The sequence below is a fragment of the Limnohabitans sp. Bal53 genome (assembly GCF_003063355.1).
Classification (GTDB): domain Bacteria; phylum Pseudomonadota; class Gammaproteobacteria; order Burkholderiales; family Burkholderiaceae_C; genus Limnohabitans_A.
This window is the reverse complement of sequence record NZ_NESH01000004.1, coordinates 229182-248603: the sequence shown is the minus strand read 5'-3', so window position 1 is coordinate 248603 and position 19422 is coordinate 229182. Positions and strand designations below refer to the sequence as shown.

General features: G+C 56.2%; 19 protein-coding genes, 1 tRNA gene and 1 pseudogene. 8 read left to right on the top strand and 13 right to left on the bottom strand.

The window, feature by feature from the left end:
* Positions 1–42 precede the first annotated feature (42 nt).
* Positions 43–657: a VRR-NUC domain-containing protein gene (locus B9Z50_RS12460; RefSeq protein WP_158270681.1), complete on the bottom strand. Its 615-nt coding sequence runs from the start codon at positions 655–657 to the stop codon at positions 43–45.
* 8 nt (positions 658–665) lie between these two features.
* Complete coding sequence (locus B9Z50_RS12455; RefSeq protein ID WP_158270680.1) at positions 666–1976, bottom strand: ADP-ribosylglycohydrolase family protein; 1311 nt, start codon at positions 1974–1976, stop codon at positions 666–668.
* A gap of 581 nt (positions 1977–2557) precedes the next feature.
* Here B9Z50_RS12455 and B9Z50_RS12450 point away from each other — a divergent pair.
* Positions 2558–3877, top strand: a complete 1320-nt coding sequence (locus B9Z50_RS12450) for a VWA domain-containing protein (protein ID WP_108364809.1) — start codon at positions 2558–2560, stop codon at positions 3875–3877.
* A 39-nt stretch (positions 3878–3916) separates the two neighbouring features.
* On the opposite strand, the gene B9Z50_RS12445 is transcribed toward B9Z50_RS12450, so the two are convergent.
* Positions 3917–4408 (bottom strand): thermonuclease family protein, encoded by a 492-nt coding sequence (locus tag B9Z50_RS12445; RefSeq protein ID WP_108364807.1) that lies wholly within the window; start codon positions 4406–4408, stop codon positions 3917–3919.
* Positions 4409–4704: 296 nt separating this feature from the next.
* Here B9Z50_RS12445 and B9Z50_RS12440 point away from each other — a divergent pair, with 296 nt between their 5' ends.
* From B9Z50_RS12440 to B9Z50_RS18170, 7 genes and pseudogenes are all read left to right on the top strand, one after another.
* Positions 4705–5985: a S1C family serine protease gene (locus B9Z50_RS12440; RefSeq protein ID WP_158270679.1), complete on the top strand. Its 1281-nt coding sequence runs from the start codon at positions 4705–4707 to the stop codon at positions 5983–5985.
* The gene (locus B9Z50_RS12435; protein ID WP_108364803.1) at positions 5982–6590 is read left to right on the top strand and encodes a hypothetical protein; all 609 of its coding nucleotides are present in this window, start codon (positions 5982–5984) and stop codon (positions 6588–6590) included. Before B9Z50_RS12440 ends, B9Z50_RS12435 begins: the two co-directional genes overlap by 4 nt.
* Before the next feature lie 260 nt (positions 6591–6850).
* Positions 6851–7669 (top strand): metallophosphoesterase, encoded by an 819-nt coding sequence (locus tag B9Z50_RS12430; protein WP_108364801.1) that lies wholly within the window; start codon positions 6851–6853, stop codon positions 7667–7669.
* Positions 7670–7712: 43 nt separating this feature from the next.
* Complete coding sequence (locus tag B9Z50_RS12425; protein ID WP_108364799.1) at positions 7713–8504, top strand: ADP-ribosylglycohydrolase family protein; 792 nt, start codon at positions 7713–7715, stop codon at positions 8502–8504.
* Positions 8501–8917: a DUF3293 domain-containing protein gene (locus tag B9Z50_RS12420; RefSeq protein WP_158270678.1), complete on the top strand. Its 417-nt coding sequence runs from the start codon at positions 8501–8503 to the stop codon at positions 8915–8917. Before B9Z50_RS12425 ends, B9Z50_RS12420 begins: the two co-directional genes overlap by 4 nt.
* Before the next feature lie 233 nt (positions 8918–9150).
* Complete coding sequence (locus B9Z50_RS12415; RefSeq protein WP_158270677.1) at positions 9151–9549, top strand: helix-turn-helix domain-containing protein; 399 nt, start codon at positions 9151–9153, stop codon at positions 9547–9549.
* Positions 9536–10783: pseudogene (locus B9Z50_RS18170) on the top strand (VIT domain-containing protein); the annotation flags it as partial. The gene B9Z50_RS12415 and the pseudogene B9Z50_RS18170, both read left to right, overlap by 14 nt.
* Positions 10784–12716: 1933 nt before the next feature.
* Here the strand turns inward: B9Z50_RS18170 and B9Z50_RS12405 are convergent.
* The 10 genes from B9Z50_RS12405 to iscR form a co-directional block, all read right to left on the bottom strand.
* Positions 12717–12791: transfer RNA gene (locus B9Z50_RS12405), tRNA-Val, on the bottom strand.
* 109 nt (positions 12792–12900) lie between these two features.
* Positions 12901–13611, bottom strand: a complete 711-nt coding sequence (gene dnaQ, locus B9Z50_RS12400) for a DNA polymerase III subunit epsilon (RefSeq protein ID WP_108364791.1) — start codon at positions 13609–13611, stop codon at positions 12901–12903.
* 16 nt (positions 13612–13627) lie between these two features.
* The gene (gene fdx / locus B9Z50_RS12395) at positions 13628–13966 is read right to left on the bottom strand and encodes an ISC system 2Fe-2S type ferredoxin (RefSeq protein WP_108364789.1); all 339 of its coding nucleotides are present in this window, start codon (positions 13964–13966) and stop codon (positions 13628–13630) included.
* Positions 13967–13996: 30 nt separating this feature from the next.
* Complete coding sequence (hscA, locus tag B9Z50_RS12390; RefSeq protein WP_108364787.1) at positions 13997–15862, bottom strand: Fe-S protein assembly chaperone HscA; 1866 nt, start codon at positions 15860–15862, stop codon at positions 13997–13999.
* 16 nt (positions 15863–15878) lie between these two features.
* Positions 15879–16394 carry a Fe-S protein assembly co-chaperone HscB gene (hscB, locus tag B9Z50_RS12385; protein WP_199221740.1) on the bottom strand — a complete coding sequence of 172 codons (516 nt, stop codon included), beginning with the start codon at positions 16392–16394 and terminating at the stop codon, positions 15879–15881.
* On the bottom strand, positions 16394–16900 hold the full coding sequence (locus B9Z50_RS12380; protein WP_108364783.1) for a hypothetical protein: 507 nt from the start codon (positions 16898–16900) through the stop codon (positions 16394–16396). Before B9Z50_RS12380 ends, hscB begins: the two co-directional genes overlap by 1 nt.
* Positions 16863–17186: an iron-sulfur cluster assembly protein IscA gene (gene iscA, locus B9Z50_RS12375; protein WP_019425275.1), complete on the bottom strand. Its 324-nt coding sequence runs from the start codon at positions 17184–17186 to the stop codon at positions 16863–16865. Before iscA ends, B9Z50_RS12380 begins: the two co-directional genes overlap by 38 nt.
* A 1-nt stretch (position 17187) precedes the next feature.
* Positions 17188–17574 (bottom strand): Fe-S cluster assembly scaffold IscU, encoded by a 387-nt coding sequence (gene iscU / locus B9Z50_RS12370; RefSeq protein WP_062405706.1) that lies wholly within the window; start codon positions 17572–17574, stop codon positions 17188–17190.
* A gap of 32 nt (positions 17575–17606) precedes the next feature.
* Complete coding sequence (locus tag B9Z50_RS12365) at positions 17607–18824, bottom strand: IscS subfamily cysteine desulfurase (RefSeq protein WP_108364781.1); 1218 nt, start codon at positions 18822–18824, stop codon at positions 17607–17609.
* Positions 18825–18843: 19 nt separating this feature from the next.
* Entirely contained in the window at positions 18844–19380 is a 537-nt protein-coding gene (iscR, locus tag B9Z50_RS12360; RefSeq protein WP_108364779.1) for a Fe-S cluster assembly transcriptional regulator IscR, read from the bottom strand.
* Positions 19381–19422 lie beyond the last annotated feature (42 nt).

Below are 19422 nucleotides of genomic sequence, written 5' to 3'. Positions count from 1 at the left end.
CGACAAAAGATACCCAAAATGCTCAAAAAGCCAGGGGGTAGGTTATTCCCTTTCCACCAACCTCAACACCCGCGCATGCAGCCCCAATTGATTGAGGAATGCAATTTCTGCCATCTGAACAGCAGAGACAGCCTCCTCAGGCTTTTTGACTTCCACAAATCGGGCAATGGTCGGCAGACCCGTGCTGTGGCTTGTCGCGTACAAGAACAGATCCGGAATGCCTGATTTGCCCTTGTGCTCGTCGGACAGGTGTTTGTCCAGAATGGCTTGTAAGCGCTCTGGTCCGCAAACTGCAAACAAGGCATGCAGGGTTTGGGGGCTGGCCAGTTTCAAGTAGCCGTCCCCTTTCAGCAACTCACGACTCTTATCTGCAGTGGCGGCAATCTGGTCAAGGGATAGCTTGGAAATTGCTTTAGCCTTGGTCCCAAAAGCTTTTGCTACTGCACGCCACAGCGTAGAACTTAACCGTTCACCAGAAAAGGTGTGGCCTGGAAACTGCCGTTTTCTCCACCGCTTGAGGACAACAGATTCTGGGACTGCTCGCTCATCACCTGCCCCTTTTGGATCGACCAAGTATGAGACCCGATTTCCTGATGCTTGCCGCCCATAAACAATGTGACTGATTCTCAGGGCGGGCTTGGCTTCTGTTTCTTTCATGTGTTCTTTCATTCACCCAGGGAATGTTGCGACAACTTTTTCAGGTGCCCTAGGACGGGCTCAATGGTGTAAATCGAAGGTCTTTGTTGGCCATGTCGTGTGTCACAAGCAAGAACCTTGTCCAGCGCGCTCTTTGGGATTTTGTCCATGCCATGCAGAGCCCCCAACAGGCCGCCCACAATGCAGGCGTTGGTGTCCGTGTCTCCACCCCTGACCAGTGTTTCGAGGATGGCCTTTTGAAAAGGCGTGGCTCTGTACAGGTAATAAAACGCATAGGTGAAACCGTAACGGACAAACCCGGCCATGGGGTGCGCGGGTGGCAGATTGCCTTCTTGGGCATCTTGCAGCCACTGGCTGACTTCTTCGCTGGTACTTTGAGCGTGGCTCAGTGCAGCTGCAAATGCTCCCTTGTGATCCCCTGGTTTCTGTATCAAATGGCGGATGGCCAGCACATAGGCTGCCGTGGACACCTGGCAAGAAGGATTTGGATGGGTCAAGCGTGCATCTGCACAGGCCATAGCAACGGTTTGCTCTAGCGTCATGTTGGCTGCTGCTATCCCTAATGGTGTTGCACGCATCAAGCTGCCATTGGCTTTGGATTCGCTGTTGTAGTCCAGCGCTTGCTCTGCGATCAAGTCAGCCGCCCTCACCCCATTACGCTCCGACTTGGGAATGCGCAGGGCGCTGGAAGTGGCGTTGCCAATGTCAAATGGGTGAGATGCCTCCCAATCGCCGTAGGCTTTGGCCACTGTCAGCGGTTCGTATTGGCCCTGACCGAGCACCAATGCCCGGAGCAAACTGACAGTCATCTCGCCGTCGTCGGTGAACTGCCCCGGAGCTAAGTCAAACACCCCACCACCAGGCATGTCAAAAGCCTGCTCACACTCTTTGGGCGTGGGTTGATGGCCAAGGAATTCAAGGACTCCACCAGCAGCATCCCCCGTCAAGGCTCCTAAAACGGCACCGTATGCACTTTGCTCTGAGCGGCTGAGTTCTTTGTTTGTGTTCATTTTGACTGTAGATCTTCCGAGATTTTGCATGATGGCCTGGACATGGTTTTTGAGGGCCGGTGATGGCATGTGGGTGCAGTGGCCCTGAGCGTCATCGATCAAGTCATTGACACTGACCGTTGCTTGCAGCAAGCCGAGCAATTGGCTATACGCCGAGTCGCCCAGGAGCTTCTTCCAGCTCTCGGTGTAGGGGCTTTGCGAGACTGCCGATTCGATGGCCTGCACACCTTGCCATGTCAGCTCAGCGTTTTGGGCTTTGCGCAAATCACTCCATTTCCGAACCATCCACCCGGGGTATTCTGGGTTCAAGCGCCCAATCTCGGTGTAAAAAAATGATCTGCACTCCTCCAGCGGAGCCTCTTCATCCCAGCCTCTTGGAATCATCCGGAATGTGACCGTTGGACATCGTGGATCCACTTTCTCGCAAAAACCTTCATGGTAGCCTGTGGGACCACCCCTGAGGCTGAACTTGTAGCGAACGCCTTCAATGGCCCAAAGCGGACCCGACCAACCGCCGTAGCTTGCCATAGGATTGACGCACATGGCCAATCGACCTTCCATCACACGCAGCTGTCCGACATGGGGCGCTTGATCTGACCGTCGTCTGTATCTGTTTGAATCTTGCATGACTTGCCTGTTTCTGATCCGACCCCGGTGGCCGAATTCCTTTTTCAGCAAATCACGAAAATCCACAAACTGTCAAATGAGGCGGTATGAGCGAGAAGTACCTACGGTAAGGTTTCCGACTGTTTTGGTGGGGTAATGCTTCATCCCGCAAAACCCAAGATCGCGGGCTCACAAGTACTGGTTAATTCAACAGCTCCATAGGCTCTCAGCCTGAGCCTCGCCCACGGCACCATCATGGCCCTGACCAACCCAAGGAGCCTGTGATGACACAACCGACGATTGTTTTTTCTCCGCTGCAAGCGGGTGTGCCTGCTGAAGGCGGTGCGCTGGAGGTGCTGGTGCGGGTGCAGGCGCCTGACCGCCCTGCCGATCTGGCTGTAACCCATTTGCCCAAACGCTTGGCCTTGGTGGTGGACCGTTCGGGCAGCATGGACGGCCAACCGCTCCAAGAGGCTTTGCGCTGCGTAACGCACATTGCCAGCCACCTGACACCGCAAGACGCTATGGCGCTGGTGGTGTACGACGACAAGGTGGACACGCTGCTGCCTTTGCAGCCCATGCGTACGGCCGATGCTGTGGTCAGGGCGATAGCGGGTGTGCAAGCGGGTGGTATGACCGACCTGCATGGCGGCTGGTTGGCTGGTGCCCACCAGTTGGAGGGGGGCACAGAGAAGACGGTTTCGCGTGTGATTTTGTTGTCCGATGGGCAAGCCAACCATGGCGAGACCGATTTATCGACCATCGAGGCACAGTGCCGCGAGTGGCTGGGCCGGGGCGTGAGTACCACCACGGTGGGTTTGGGACGCGGCTTCAATGAAGATTTGATGATCGGCATGGCCCGGGCGGGCGGCGGGCAAAACTATTACGGCGAGACAGCCGCCGACCTTTACGACAGTTTTGACGAAGAGCTGGCGTTGCTGCAGGCCATGTACTTGCGGCAAGTCGGGCTCAAGCTGTTGCCCGCGCCAGGGGTGATTGTGGAGATGATCAGCCCTGCCCAGCATCTGGCCGATGGCAGCTGGCGCATGACCGACTTGGCTTGGGGGGCCGAGGCGTGGGTGGCAGTGCGCCTGCACCTGAGCCCTGGCACGGTGGGCCAAACCCGTGACTTGTTGGCCGCTAGCATGTGTGGCAACGCCCTGGATGGCACCCAACTGCAGGCCCACGCCCCTGTGCTGCAACTGCCGGTGCTGGACGCAGCCGCCTTGCAGGCCTTGCCCCGCAACGAGACGGCTTACACCAGACTGGAAGAGCTGGCCTTTGCCAAAGCGTCCGAGCACTTGCGCCAATTGGCCAAAGACGGCGACCGCCAAACCACGCAGCGGGCGTTGGATGTGCTGGAAAAGCGCTTTGGACACCACCCTTGGCTCAAGGCCAAGATCGAGCAACTGCGTCAACTGGCTGACCAAGACTCTGAAATGATGGCCAAGGAGGTGCGCTACTCCATGATGCGCATGTCACGTCGCTTGGTCTCCAAAGAGGAGATGGCCTACGACGGTGATGAGACCCACGTCAGCGAGTCGGTCATGCCGTCATTCCTGCGCAAAAAACTCAGTGAGGGCAAGGGGAAAAAGCAGGGCTGAGCAGGGTCAGGGTCTGGAGCCTGTGCCGATGAATTCTGGCTACTTCTGCCGCCTGAATGCCGATGGCTCCTGCGCCGCTGCGTCTTGCCAAAGACCCAGGCGTTGGCTGCGAGCCTGTATTTCAGCGCGGTCATACAGAACTCTGTCCTCTGCCGATTGCTCCGCTTGGTAGTCTTTGTAATGCCAGGCCATGCCGCGCTTGACTTGCTCTAGGCAAGCGTCCAAGCCACCGACTATGACTTGTCCCACGGTTCTGCCGTAACGGTCTTTCTTGGCCCATATCACCTGAACGTTTTTCTTGTAGACCAATGCCGACAGGGACTCTTTGGACTTTTGACCATAGGCCTGGGCCTTTTCCGGAGCGTCAATGCCTTGGAGTCTGATCTTGTGCTGGTGTTTGCCTGCGTCCAGCACGGTGATGGTGTCACCGTCTGACACACCAACGACCAAGGCCTGCAAAACTTGGGTGGCGTGAGCGCTGGATACATGCAGACCCAACAACAGCAATATCAGTGAGCAAAACCTCTTCATGCCGTGAGTTTGTCACAAGCACCGTTACTTTTATTGATTTTGGTTGTTTGATCTACGGACTTTGACAGGCTCATCGCATGAGCCTGCCCTGTCAGATCATGGTCTGGGTCATGCAAATGTTGGCAACAGGGTCGACAACCCCCTGTTCAAGGGCTCAAAGCGTAATTACCAGCTTGCTTACACTGCTAAGTCAATTGACGTTTTTTACAGATTTAAAGAATTCGATGTTCAACCCCTTATTTGCCGCGTCACGTTATCTCCAGCAAAGGTTGAACGTAAGGTTCAAGCTCTTCAAATTGAGTATTGCGCTTTTGGGCTTTTTGGGAGCCAATTTGGCGTCGGCGCAGGCCAACAACGCCGAGACACTCTTCAAACGCATTCGACCATCGGTGGTGGTGGTCAGAACCGAGGTCAGCGGCAATCTGGGCGTGACTTCAAGCGCCAGTGGCTTTTTGGCCCATCGCAAAGATTGGGTTGTGACCAACTACCACGCTGTGACTGAAGCCATCTACGACGCCAAAGCACACAACCTGACCGTGCAAGCGGCCAATGAACTCAAGAAAACCGCTCGGGTGATTGCGGTCGATGTACTCAATGATTTGGCCATTTTGCAGTTGAACTCTGCCGTCGATGCCCCCTTGCTGGAATTGCGGGAGACTCTGCCCGCCAAGGGTGAGAACGGGTTTTCAGTGGGCAAGCCCGGATCGTTTGAGTACAGCATCGTCAACGGCTCATTCAACGGGATGCACGATGAGCCGTCATCACCGCTGATCGTGTTCAGCGGTGCCATCAACAGCGGCATGAGTGGCGGGCCCACCATAGACGCACGCGGTCAAGTCATTGGTGTCAATGTGGCCACCAGCACCGAGCATCAGTTGATTGGTTTGGTCATACCCTCTTCCGCTGTCGGCGCGTTGCTCAAGCAAACAGCCCAGCAAAACACCCCAGACAACGCCCAACTGAGGGCAGATATTTCCAAGCAATTTGCCAAGTTTGGTCGTCAACAGTTGCACCGCCTGGACAGTGGTTTGAACAATGTGCGCAGACTGGGGCCGTTTAACGTGCGCGCTGATTTGACCAACCAATACGTTTGCTCCACCGAAAGACAGGCCAAAACCCAGTGGCGCTACAGCGTGGTGCAACAGACTTGTGAATCGGCCAATGGCTTGTACGTGATGGACGAAAAGCAAGCCGGGCGCATTGTTTCGGGATCGTTTTTGTTGCAAGGCCCTGACTTGAACGACTTACAAATGGCCAATTTGGTGGAACGCAGGCTCTACAGCCTGTCGGGTGCCAGCAAGGTGCCCGATGACTCAACCCTCTGGCAATGCAGTGAACAACGCGTGAAGGTACCCTGGGGCCTGACAGTTCAATTGCACGCTTGTCGCAGGGCCATGACCAAGTTGCCCAATCTGAACGAATACCGTTTTCGCTACACGCCGTTGGTGCGCGGGCCCAACGCGCTGGTGGTGGCCATGGGGCTGGACGGGTTCGACGATGAGACCGCCAAAGCTATTTTGAGAAAGTCCTTGTCCAGCTTGGCCTTTGATGCCGATTTCGAGAAGGCCAAGCCATGAACACGCGTCTTGTTCCAGCCTTGTCTTCGGCACTGTTTGCAGCCTTCTTGGGGGTGAGTTTTTGGTACTACCAGACCTACAGCCTGGAAATCACAGACCCGGCATTCTTTGCTAAAACTTTTGCACAGCGCTTGGCCTGGTTGAGTGCGTGGGTGACTTTCTGGTCATGGTTCAGCTACTCCATCAACGGGCATGCGCAAACCAGCCAGAACATCGCCCTCACTGCCGCTGCTTGCTTGGTGGATGTGACCATTGTCCTTTTGGCAGTGCCTTGGCTGTTTTTTGCCATGGGCTGGACTTGGCCAAACGACTTCCATGAAATCATGCGCACTGTGCTCGTGATCTTGGTCGCTTTGGTCCAGTTGCGGTTGGTTTGGGGGTTTCTCAACAAAAGGCTTGTGCTTCTTTGGGCCTTGGCAAGCAGCGTTGCGCTGGGCGTCATTGGGCTACAAAACTGGGCCGAACAAAACGACACCGCCTCTTTAAAAATCCTGCCCTATGAAGGCAACATTTACCCGGCCTACTGGGTGATGCCAGCTGAGCCTAGCTTGGACAAGGGATTGGATGAGCTTTGGAATAAGGCGGGATGGGGCCATGTCAAGTAACCACCACTGATCATGATTAAAACTGCCCCAGTGCGGCAAGCAATGGTCTGTGCACTTGCGATCTGATCAATTGAGGGGCGATCACTCTTAACTCGTGTTGACACCGATGACGATTTGATCAGTACCGCAGATTTCATTTTGAGCAATGCGCACTCCATGAACGGTCTGGTCACATCACGATCGTCACGACCCTCCCAATCTCTGCAAATCGAGTTCGGCTACAACCCCGGCCCACATGGCAGTGAAATAGACTTTGCACCATGAACCAAAAGAAAAAACCTCGGCGCGGCTTTTGGATTTTGGCCATCGTTCTCGCGGTCAGCCTATTGCTGGTTTATGGATTCGTCCTCGAGCCTCGCTGGGTGGTGGTAACTCGGTTGCACAAGCAAGTGGACTTAAAGGGTGCGACATTCAAAATTGCACAACTATCAGACCTGCACCTCTCAGGGATGGGTGCGACGCAAGAGGCCACATTGCGTCACCTCAAGGCTCTGCAACCCGATTTGATCTTGCTGACCGGCGACGTGATCGATGACCGTCACGCGCTGCCTGAACTCGATGCGTTTTTGAAAAGCATGCCTGACGCCATCAAAGTGGCCATCTTGGGAAATTGGGAGCATTGGTCAGGCACTGACATGAAGCAGTTGTCTGCCATCTACAAACGCCACAAAGTCAGGCTTTTGGTCAACGAGTGCTTAGCGCTGCTGGTCAACGGTGTGCACCTGAGTTTGGCGGGGCTGGATGACTACACGGCAGGCCAGCCCGATCTGGTGCAAACACTTCAGCAATGCAAAAAGGGCACGCCAATCATCATGGCCCAACACTCACCCGGCATGTTTGACGAGGCACCATCGCCCGAGTTGGGCCAGATTGCGTACAGCCTGGCAGGACACACCCACGGCGGACAAGTGGCCATCGGCAAACATGCGCTTTTTACGCCCAAAGGCAGTGGCCAATATGTAACCGGCAGCTACCAAACAGCTTGGGGTGATTTGTACGTGTCACGCGGCATCGGCACCTCAGTGATTCCCCTGCGCATTGGCGCAAGACCCGAGTTTGTGTTGCTGGAATTGAGGTGATAAAAAGTTGAAAAACCTTCGCGTACTTGTTTAAAACCTTCACATCAAAAAAACAAATGCTGGGCACTCTCATTGCGACATCATCGGCTCGGTCTACGAGTTCAGCCACTTCAAAGGCAAAGACTTTGCCCCGCTGTTTCACCCCAAAGCACGTTTCACCGATGACACGGTTTGCACTGTGGCCGTGGCCGATGCACTGATTCGTGGCACCGATCCACAAGTCACCCTGATCGAATGGTGCAAGCGTTACGCAGAAAACGGCGGCTGGAGAAAACGGTTTGCCGAATGGTTCACGGACGACACTCCAAAGCCATACAGTAGTTGGGGTAACGGCGCAGCCATGCGCATTGCGCCAGTGGGTTTACTCGCCAGCAACGAAGACGAAGTGATCGGTTGGTCTGACACCGTGACCTCCATCACCCACAACCATCCAGATGCCATGCACACAGCGCAGGCGGTGGCATTGGCCATCCACTGGGCACGGAGAAAAGTAGCCGCAGCCGAAATTGGTCGACGCCTTACCGAACGGTTTGGATACCCGCTACACCTGACACCTAACGACATCCGCCCCACTTACAAGCGTACAGAAAAGGCAATCGACTCGGTGCCGCAAGCCATCAGTTGCGCCCTACACAGCAATAGCTTTGAAGACGCTATTCGCAGCGCGGTTTCGCTAGGAGGAGACAGCGACACTATCGCGGCTATTGCGGGCGGCATTTCTGAAGCTCTGCACGGCATACCCAACGACATCGCGGTGCAGGCATGGACCTACTTGCCCAAAGACATGCAATCCGTAATGAATGCCTTTTACCAAGAAGCGAACGCCAACACATGATCACCCTGTCCCCTGAATTACTGCAAGCCTTTGCCGAAACCCACTACATCGTTCTCCAAGAATCCCCGTTCACGATGCAAATCGGCCAGTCCTGTTCGGAACTGAACGCACTCATGGCTAGGCACAACGCCCTGACCGCGGCCTTCATTACAGCCTATAACCCGTTCAGTCAAAACCTACCCCTCGATGAAAACCAAGCCCGCCAGAACGAACTGAAAGCCAACCTCAAAGGGCGCGGACTGATCTGCATCGACGGCATCGGCAAGCACCCGAGCAACAACTGGCCAGGCGAGGTCAGCGTGTTGGTGCTAGGTTTGGATCTGGAAGCGGCCAAGTCAGTGGCCCGGCATTACGAGCAGCATGCGTTTGTGTGGGCTGCGGGCGTCGGTGTGCCCGAATTGGTGCAGCCTTAAATCGATCAAATTCAACGCATAGCATCAGCCTTTGAGCCACCGATCCAGCAAGGGGCTAGGTATTGCTTGCCCAGGTTGTGCTCGGCCTGCGCCAACACTGTGTCTGGCATCCCTGAAACCCGACCAAATCTCTCGGCATTGGCCTGCAACGGTCAATGCCCTGATTTGGCCTAGTGATGGTGCGCCTTTTAATTGACAGCTTTAAAATGACAGTTAAACTGTATAATAAAAACATGAATACGACTTTTACCCTTGATCAACTCAGCGCCCTGACCGACTTGTCGTTGCGCACGATCCGTTACTACATCCAGCTTGGCCTGGTTGACCGCCATGAAGGCGACCGAAAACATGCCCGCTACACCCAAAAGCACTTGGATCAAGTGCTGCAGGTTCGGGCTATGGCAGACCAAGGCACTTCGCTCGAGCGCATCAAGCAACTGATCCACGGCATCACCACGCCCCCGCCCCCGCCTAAAGCGGCAGGTGACATCTCTGTCATCAGCAAGGTGTTCATTTCCCTAGGCGTTGAGCTTCACCTCGAGCCGCAAGCCGCGGGTCTGTCGCCAGAAAAACTCCGTCTATTTGTCCGCTCCGTCCTCTCTACTTGGGAAGAAATCAATGCAAACCAATAACAAGCAAACCGGTCTGCACGCCCAAGATACGGAAGCCAACATCGGCCTGGTCTCGGCCCATGTGACTGGACGCCTCATTGGCTTGGTGGCCCAAATCAAGGTTCGCCAGGTCTACAAGAACTGGTCAGATGACAACGTTGAGTGCGTTTACACCTTCCCGCTCGGCTGGCAGAGCGTGCTTTTGGGCATGCGTGTGGAGCTCAACGGTAAAAGCATGACCGGTACCGTCAAGCCCAAGAAAGTGGCCGAAGCGCAATATGAAGAGGCCATCAGCAGCGGTGACTTGCCTGTCATGCTGGAGAGGTCAGGAAAAGACTTGTACACAGCCAACATCGGCAACATCCAAACCGGGGATGAAGTGGTGATTGAGCTCGAATACGCTCAAATCCTAAAAGCCGAGGATGGTTCGATCCGATTCAGCCTGCCCACGACCATTGCGCCGCGATATGGCGATCCTTCAGCAGCGGGTTTGAGCCCACACCAACAAGCACAAGCGAATCCACAAGCCGAGCAACGGCTGTTCCTGAACCTTGAGTTGTCTGAAAACTTGAGCCAAGCCACGGTTTACAGCCCCAGCCATGAAATCCAGCTGAGTCGTCAGGACGATCAATGTGCCTTGAGGTTAGAAGGGGCAGCATGGCTGGATCGGGACTTTGTACTGATCGTTGACCAGCTGGACGATATGAACTTTGCGGTCGCAGCGCATGACTTGGCTCGCCCAGGACAAGCAACTGTCCTGACGGGTGGTGTGTACCGTCCAACTGGCTTTAAAAAGCAGCACCCCGTCTCCATCAAGGTCCTTGTCGACTGCTCGGGCTCCATGCAGGGTGACAGCATCGAACAGGCCAAAGACTGCCTCAGTTGGCTATTTGGACAGTTGAACAGTACGGACCAAGTCTCTTTCACGCGGTTTGGCAGCACTGTTCAGCACGACCACCCGGAGCTAAAGCCTTGCACACTCATTTACCGACAACTTTTGAAAGCCACGTCCCGTCGATTGAATGCGGATTTGGGTGGTACCGAGATTGATGACGCTTTGAAAGAGGTTATCGCCATAAATAGTGGCTCATCAGAAGAGTCCAAAAATTCGGTGGTTTTGTTGATCACTGACGGGGAGGTCTGGAACATTGAGGAGATCATCGCCACTGTTCGCGCCTCTGGGCAACGCATTTATGCCGTAGGCGTCGGTTCAGCGCCATCCGAAAGTCTGCTCAAAGACATGGCAGATGTGACAAGCGGCGCTTGTGAAATGGTCACACCCCGTGAAAACATGCAACAAGCGGTCGAGCGCCTGCTGATCCAGATTCGGCAAACGCAGGCGTTCGACCAAGAGGTCTCATGTGCAGCGCCTATCGTCTGGCAATCCAAATCTGCGGGGCATGCCGCAGCTGGTAGCTCCTTGATGTCATGGACGCAAATCAATATACAAGGTACAGCGCTGGATGAACTCAACGTAGTTCAGACTATTCACCCCAACGGCCAACCTATACCCTGCCCGGTCATCTGGGATGAAAGCCTTGAACTGTCTCGGATTGCAGCCGCCTTCCGCTTGAACGATATGTCGCAAGCCAAAGAACGAGAGCGCCTCGCAGTCGAATATCAATTGGTCACCAGCGAAACCAATTTAATTCTTGTCCACGAACGAGTAGAAAGCGAGAAAGCAGAAGATTTGCCAGGGTTGCACCAAGTCAGGCCCATGTTGGCCTCAGGTTGGGGCGGAAACGGAACGGTTGCATATTCACGCAGTAATGTGTCGCTTAGAGTAATGCGGACCGGTAGTGACAATGTGCCCTTCATGGCTGAATCTCGCATCAACATGAGCCATTCTGTTCCGTCTGTATGGCGATCGTCTCGGACTCATTCTGCTGCCCGAGTTGATGGCATGTCGAATGCAGGCATGGATGACATTGAGATCCCGGCTTTTCTCAGGAAACAAGAGTCATCCACTGATTCAAAGCCCGTCAAAACAATCGTCCAGAAATTCCAGGACATCGTCAGTACGCCCAATAAACCACAGCGAAGCACGCACACGGTCAAAAAACCTCACGGCACATCAGATGAACTGAAGGCCATCCTGGCAAATAAAGCTAACTTGAATAGCCTAATTCATGAATTACTGATCAGCTTCAATCAGACAGCTCAGACGCACACGAGATTCAGGTCTGCGCTTGCCGCGTGTCTTCGAACAAACCAAAGCAACTACATGGAGTGGCTGATCATCAAGCACATGAAGGCTGCTGGCTCTGGTGCACCCATCTGGGCTATTTTCATCAGCTGGGCAGCGGAAAACCTATCCGTCGAACTCAATCGGCATGCAGAAAGAATATTAAGAGACTTCCTGTCATCGATTGACAGCGATCTACAAAAGGCTATCAATGCAGATCTGTCCGAATTAAAGCAAGAGGCTGCGCTCTGATTCGCATGAAACCAGACCGAAATCCGGTTCAAAATATCAAGTTACTGCTCCAGCGTGTGGCCTACCCTGCCAAGGTTATTGAACTCAAATCGACCCTAACCAAGCCCTGCAACACCCCTCATGCCCGCCTTGGGTCCGTGTCGATACTAGAATATTCACGGTTCTGTGGATAACTTTTTCCAACCAACCAAAACGTTTTGGTTGCTTCGTTGTTTTTGGCATCATTTCCATTTTAAGTTACACCACAAGTTCCTATTTATTTTTCCGTCAGAGCTGCCTATTTTTTAAGCAATATACCCCCCCGGGGGTGCACTTTCAGGAAGGTGACGGGGGGTCTTTCTGTGGAGAGGGGGTGGGGTCTGAACTGGGATGGGATTGTTCGTGGGGAATAGTATGTATATGTGCTAGGGACTCCGCTTCTGGCGCAAGGGGTGTCGGGGACGGGTAGGGTCTGACTAGGCTGGAAATTCGGAAGGCCCAGGTTAAGCATCCAAGTCAACAATCGCTGAAGCTAACCTTTGCCTCTCAAGTAGAGAGTCAGCCCGTTAGAAGACCACAGCACTCAATCTTCAAAATCTCTGAAGAGCCCCAAAACAGTTGGAGGCAAGCAACTTCTAAACTGGCGTGTTCACCACAGTAAAAGTGGAACCTCTTGGGATTCCGGAAAGAGGAGTTTAGGACACTTTTAGGACATCACAAAGAAAAAAGCACCGAACATTTCTGCTAAGTGCTTGATTTCATTGGGAATTTTTGGTGGGCGATGCAAGTTTCGAACTTGCGACCCCTGCAGTGTGAATGCAGTGCTCTACCCCTGAGCTAATCGCCCTACGCTGTGTAGCGAAGACCGCAATTATGGCATAAAAATTGGGCCAATCTGAGCCCAACTTGGCAAAAAATGTTCGCCTTCACAGCAAGCGCCTCCCGCCCCAATCGGCTCAGGCGGCCTGCACCTGACGCCACACGGTTTTGCCGCCACTGGACTTGTCGAGTTGGGCCAACAGATCTTCGTGGGCTGCCAGCTCCTGTGCGTTGGCTGTCAGCACCGGCAGCACGTATTGGCTCAGATTCACCTGCACCATCACAGCTTGGGTGTCGCTGGGTGCATCGCCAGCGTCGATCAGCAAGGCCTCTTGCCCACGGGTCATGTTGATGTAGACATCGGCCAGCAACTCGGCGTCGAGCAAAGCGCCGTGCAAGGTACGCCCCGAGTTGTCGACTTCGAGGCGATCACACAGCGAGTCCAGGCTGTTGCGCTTGCCTGGGAACATTTCCTTGGCCATGGCCAAGGTGTCGATCACACCGCTGACATAGGCCTTCAAAGGTTTTTTGCCAACGCTTTCGAGTTCCTTGTTCAGAAAACCGATGTCAAAAGCCGCGTTGTGGATGATCAGTTCTGCATCCGCCAGGTAATCCAGGATTTCATCAGCCAGCTGTGCAAACTTGGGCTTGTCGCGCAAAAACTCGTTGCTGATGCCGTGCACCTTGAGCGCGTCTTCGTGGCTGTCGCGCTCGGGGTTGAAATAGAAATGCAGGTTGTTGCCCGTGAGCTTGCGGGCGTACAGCTCCACACAACCGAGCTCGATGATGCGATCGCCGCCTTCGGCTGAGAGGCCTGTGGTTTCGGTGTCCAGAACGATTTGACGCATGGCTTGCAGCTCCGGCTCAGTGCAATTCTTTGGCGTGGTTGATGGTGTAGCGAGGGATCTCGATGACCAGATCGCTCTTGGCCACAAAGGCCTGGCAGCTCAGGCGCGAATTGGGCTCCAGGCCCCAGGCGCGGTCGAGCAGGTCCTCCTCAGTTTCTTCCATCTCATTGAGCGACTTGAAGCCTTCGCGCACCACCACATGGCAGGTGGTGCAGGCGGCGCTCATGTCGCAGGCGTGCTCGATGTTGATCTGGTTGTCGAGCAGGGCTTCGCAGATGCTGGTGCCTGAAGGCGCAGTGATCTCGGCGCCTTGGGGGCAGTACTCGGGGTGGGGCAGGATTTTGATGACGGGCATAGGTGTCTTCTTTCGGGGCCAATCGGGCTTTTACAAGGACTGGATGTTTTGACCGGCCAGGGCTTTCTGGATGCTGTGGTTCATGCGCTCGGCCGCGAAGGCTTCGGTGCCCTTGGCCAGCGCCTGGGTGCAGTCTTCCAATGCCTTGGCGTCTTGTTCGGTCTGAATAGCCGCTTGCAAAGTGGCCATCAAGGCGTCAATGCTGGCACGCTCGTTGGCTTGCAGCAAGTCGCCGTCAGCTGCCAAGGCGCTGCGGGTGGCCAGGAGCATGCGGTCGGCATCGACCCGCGCCTCGACCAAGGCACGCGCCTTCATGTCGGCTTGCGCAGTGGTGAAGCTCTCTTGCAGCATGGTGGCGATTTGATCGTCGCTCAAGCCATAGGAAGGCTTGACGTCGATGCGCGCTTCCACGCCACTGATTTGTTCTTTGGCGCCCACGTTCAGCAGGCCATCTGCATCGACCGTGAAAGTCACGCGGATGCGGGCTGTGCCTGCGGCCATCGGCGGAATGCCACGCAACTCAAAGCGAGCCAAGCTGCGGCAGTCTTGCACCAAGTCGCGCTCGCCCTGCACCACATGCAGCGCCAACGCGGTTTGGCCGTCCTGATAGGTGGTGAAGTCCTGCGCCATGGCGGTGGGGATGGTCTGGTTGCGCGGGATGATGCGCTCAACCAAACCGCCCATGGTCTCGATGCCCAGCGACAGCGGGATCACATCGAGCAACAGCAACTCGCCGGCGGCATTGTTGCCCGCCAACTGGTTGGCCTGGATGGCCGCACCCAAGGCGACGACTTCGTCGGGGTTGAGGTTGTTGAGCGGGGCTTGACCAAAAAAGTCGGCCACAGCCTGCTGGATTTGCGGCATGCGGGTGGAGCCACCCACCATGACCACGCCTTGTACATCGTCCTTGGACAGCTGGGCATCGCGCAGCGCTTTGCGCACGGCGGTGACGCAGCGGGCCGTGAGGGCCTGGGTGGCTTGCTCGAAATCGGCGCGGCTGATCTGCACCGACAAAGCGCCAGTGGACAGCGCCACATCCAGGCTGGCCGTGTCTGCGCTGGTCAACGCCTCTTTGGCCGCGCGGGCAGCAGCCTTGAGCCGTGTTTTGTCTTCGGCCGTGGCAGCTTTCAAGCTGGGCTGTTGGGCCATGGCAAAGTCGGCCAAGGCTTGGTCATAGTCGTCGCCCCCCAAGGCGGAGTCACCACCTGTGGACAGCACTTCAAACACGCCTTGCGTGAGGCGCAGGATAGAAATATCGAAGGTACCGCCACCCAAATCGAACACGGCATAAACGCCTTCACTGGCGTTGTCGAGGCCATAAGCAATGGCCGCTGCGGTGGGTTCATTGATCAGGCGCAGCACATTCAGGCCGGCCAGTTGAGCAGCGTCTTTGGTGGCTTGGCGCTGGGCGTCGTCAAAGTAGGCCGGCACGGTGATCACGGCGCCGTACAGGTCGTCGTTGAAGGTGTCTTCGGCGCGGTAACGCAAGGTGGCCAAAATTTCGGCGCTCACCTCCACGGGCGACTTGGGGCCTTGCACCGTCTGGATGCTGAGCATGCCGTGTTCGCTGGCGGTGAACTCATACGGCAGCTTGCTGCGGTCGGCAATGTCGTTCAAGCCGCGCCCCATGAAGCGCTTGACCGAGGCGATGGTGTTGACCGGGTCGCTGGCGGCGGATTGCACGGCATCGAATCCGATCTGGCGACCTTGACCGGGCATAAAACGCACGACAGAGGGCAGGATCACCCGGCCATCGTCATCGGGCAAACACTCGGCCACGCCGCTGCGCACCGAAGCCACCAGCGAATGCGTGGTGCCCAGGTCAATGCCCACCGCGATGCGGCGTTGGTGCGGGTCGGGCGACTGGCCCGGTTCGGAAATCTGCAGTAAGGCCATGGTCAATCGGGAGAATTCAGGTCAATCGGTCGAGTTTAGCGTTCACTTCTTGCGTGAAGCGCTCGATGAACATCAGCGCCCTCACCTGCCCCACGGCCTGAGCGGGGTCTTGGGCTTCGTCGAGCAAGCGGGCCAGTTCTTGCTGCACGCGACGCTGCTCGGCAGACACTTCAACCGCCAGTGCTTCCAAGCCTTCTGCGGATTCGGTGTCGTCGAGGTTTTCACGCCACGCCATCTGCTGCATGAGGAACGCTGCAGGCATGGCGGTGTTGTTTTCGGCCTGCACTGGCGCACCGCGCAGCTCGCACAAATAGGCCGCACGTTTGAGCGGGTCTTTGAGGCGCTGGTAGGCCTCGTTGATGCGCACCGACCACTGCATGGCCACGCGCTGGGCGGCAGCACCTTCGGCGGCAAAACGGTCTGGGTGAGCTTCGCGTTGCAGGGCTTTCCAACGGGCGTCGAGCTGTGCGCGGTCCTGCGCGAAGCGCGCTGGCACGTCAAACAGCTCGAAGTCGTTGGTTTGCAAGTTGATCATGAAGTCACTGCCATGGATCGCCACGTCGCTGCGCTTTTCGCGATGACGCCATATTTGTCATTGCGAGCGTAGCGTGGCAATCCATGGATCGCTTCGTGCCTCGCGATGACGCCATGTTTGTCATTGCGAGCGTAGCGCGGCCATCCATGGATCGATTCGTGCCTCGCGATGACGCCATATTTGTCATTGCGAGCGCAGCGTGGCCATCCATGGATCGCTTCGTGCCTCGCGATGACGCCATATTTGTCATTGCGAGCGCAACGTGGCAATCCATGGATCGCTGCGCTCCTCGCGATGACGCCATATTTGTCATTGCGAGCGTAGCGCGGCAATCCATGGATCGATTCGTGCCTCGCGATGACGCCATATTTGTCATTGCGAGCGTAGCGTGGCAATCCATGGATCGCCTCGTGCCTCGCGATGACGTCAAACTCTTTCACTGCGCTTTTCACAATGAGGACGAACTCAAACGCGAAACGACTCACCGCAACCGCAGCGGTCACGCTCGTTGGGGTTGTTGAAGCGAAAGCCCTCGTTCAGGCCTTCGCGGACGAAGTCGAGCTCGGTGCCGTCGATGTAGGCCAAGCTTTTCGGGTCCACCAGTACCTTGACGCCGTGGCCTTCAAAGACCACGTCTTCTGGCGCGATCTCGTCCACGTACTCGAGCTTGTAGGCCAGGCCTGAGCAGCCCGTGGTCTTGACCCCCAGGCGCACACCGACACCCGAGCCGCGTTTGGCCAAGTAGCGGGTTACATGCCGAGCTGCGGCAGCAGACAGTGAGATGGCCATGTCAGTTCAGGTGTTTCTTTTTGTAATCGTCGACTGCGGCCTTGATGGCGTCTTCGGCCAAGATGGAGCAGTGGATTTTGACGGGCGGCAGCGCCAGCTCTTCGGCAATCTGGCTGTTCTTCAGGGCCGCTGCTTCGTCGAGCGTTTTGCCCTTGACCCACTCCGTCACCAACGAGCTGGAGGCGATGGCCGAGCCACAACCGTAGGTCTTGAAACGTGCGTCTTCGATCACGCCGGTTGTCGGGTTGACCTTGATTTGCAGCTTCATCACGTCGCCACAAGCCGGTGCACCGACCATGCCAGTGCCCACGCTGTCGTCGCCCTTGTCAAAAGAGCCGACGTTGCGGGGGTTTTCGTAGTGGTCAACCACTTTTTCAGAGTAAGCCATGGTGTTTTCTCCGTATTCAGGTCAGTGTGAACTCAGTGGGCGGCCCACTGGATGGTGCTCAGATCAATGCCATCCTTGTGCATTTCCCAAAGGGGGCTGAGGTCGCGCAGCTTGGCCACGTTCTCGCGGATGGTCTGGATCGCGTAGTCGATGTCTTCTTCGGTGGTCCAGCGGCCAATGGTCATGCGCAAGCTGCTGTGGGCCAACTCGTCGCTGCGGCCCAAAGCGCGCAACACATAGCTGGGCTCCAAGCTGGCCGAGGTGCATGCCGAGCCTGACGACACAGCCAAGCCTTTGATGCCCATGATGAGTGATTCGCCTTCGACAAAGTTGAAGCTCATGTTGATGTTGTGCGGCACGCGCTGGGTGGCGTGGCCGTTCAAAAACACCTGCTCCATGTCGCTCAGGCCATTGATCAGGCGGTCGTGCAAAGCACGGGCCTTGGCGTTGTCTTGCGCCATCTCCAGCTTGGCAATGCGAAACGCCTCGCCCATGCCCACGCACTGGTGAGTGGGCAAAGTGCCCGAACGCATACCGCGCTCGTGGCCACCGCCGTGCATTTGCGCTTCGAGGCGAATGCGGGGCTTGCGGCGCACATACAAAGCACCAATGCCTTTGGGGCCATAGGTTTTGTGCGAGGCCAGGCTCATCAAATCGATGGGCAGCTGGGTCATGTCGATCTCGACCTTGCCGGTGGCCTGGGCCGCATCGACGTGGAAGACGATGCCTTTTTCGCGGCACAGGTTGCCAATGGCGGTCACGTCCTGGATCACACCGATTTCGTTGTTCACGAACATCACGCTGATCAGGATGGTGTCAGGGCGAATCGCGGCTTTGAGCGCATCCATGCTGAGCAAGCCATCGGCCTGCACATCGAGGTAAGTGACTTCAAAACCTTGACGCTCGAGCTCACGCATGGTGTCCAGCACGGCTTTGTGCTCGGTCTTGACGGTGATCAGGTGCTTGCCGCGTGACTTGTAGAAGTTCGCTGCGCCCTTGATGGCCAAGTTGTTGGACTCGGTGGCACCGCTGGTCCAGACGATTTCGCGGGGGTCAGCACCGATCAGGTCGGCCACTTGCTCGCGGGCGGTTTCAACCGCGGCTTCGGCTTCCCAGCCCCAGGCGTGACTGCGGGATGCGGGGTTGCCAAAGTGCTCGCGCAACCAAGGAATGATGGCGTCCACCACACGTGGGTCACAAGGATTGGTTGCGCCGTAATCAAGGTAGATGGGGAAATGGGGTGTGGTCATGGTCTGGTCTTCTAGAAAATCAGGGTTTGGCGAACATGTTGCCCAGGTCAAACACCGAGTTGGGCACATTCACTCGGATGGGCTGGCTGATGGGCATGGGCGCAATCGCACGCTTGATGCTGGGCTTGTTTTCAACCACCAAGCCTTTGGCCAATTGGTCGTCCACCAGCTTTTGCAGGGACACCGAGTCAAGAAACTCGACCATTTTGGAATTCAACGAAGCCCACAGGTCATGTGTCATGCAGCGGCCATCGCCGCCGTTGCAGTTTTCTTTGCCGCCGCAGTGGGTGGCATCGATGGGTTCGTCCACGGACAAGATGATGTCGGCCACGGTGATGTCGGTGGATTTGCGGCCCAGGGTATAGCCGCCACCGGGGCCACGGGTGGACTCGACCAAGTTGTGGCGGCGCAGCTTGCCAAACAACTGCTCCAAATAAGACAGTGAAATCTGTTGGCGCTGACTGATGGCGGCCAAAGTCACGGGGCCGGCGTCTTGGCGCAAGGCCAAGTCGATCATGGCGGTGACGGCGAAACGGCCTTTGGTGGTTAAACGCATGGCAGACTCCTGAAGTGGGTGGTGGCTTGGTCGTTGCCCCGC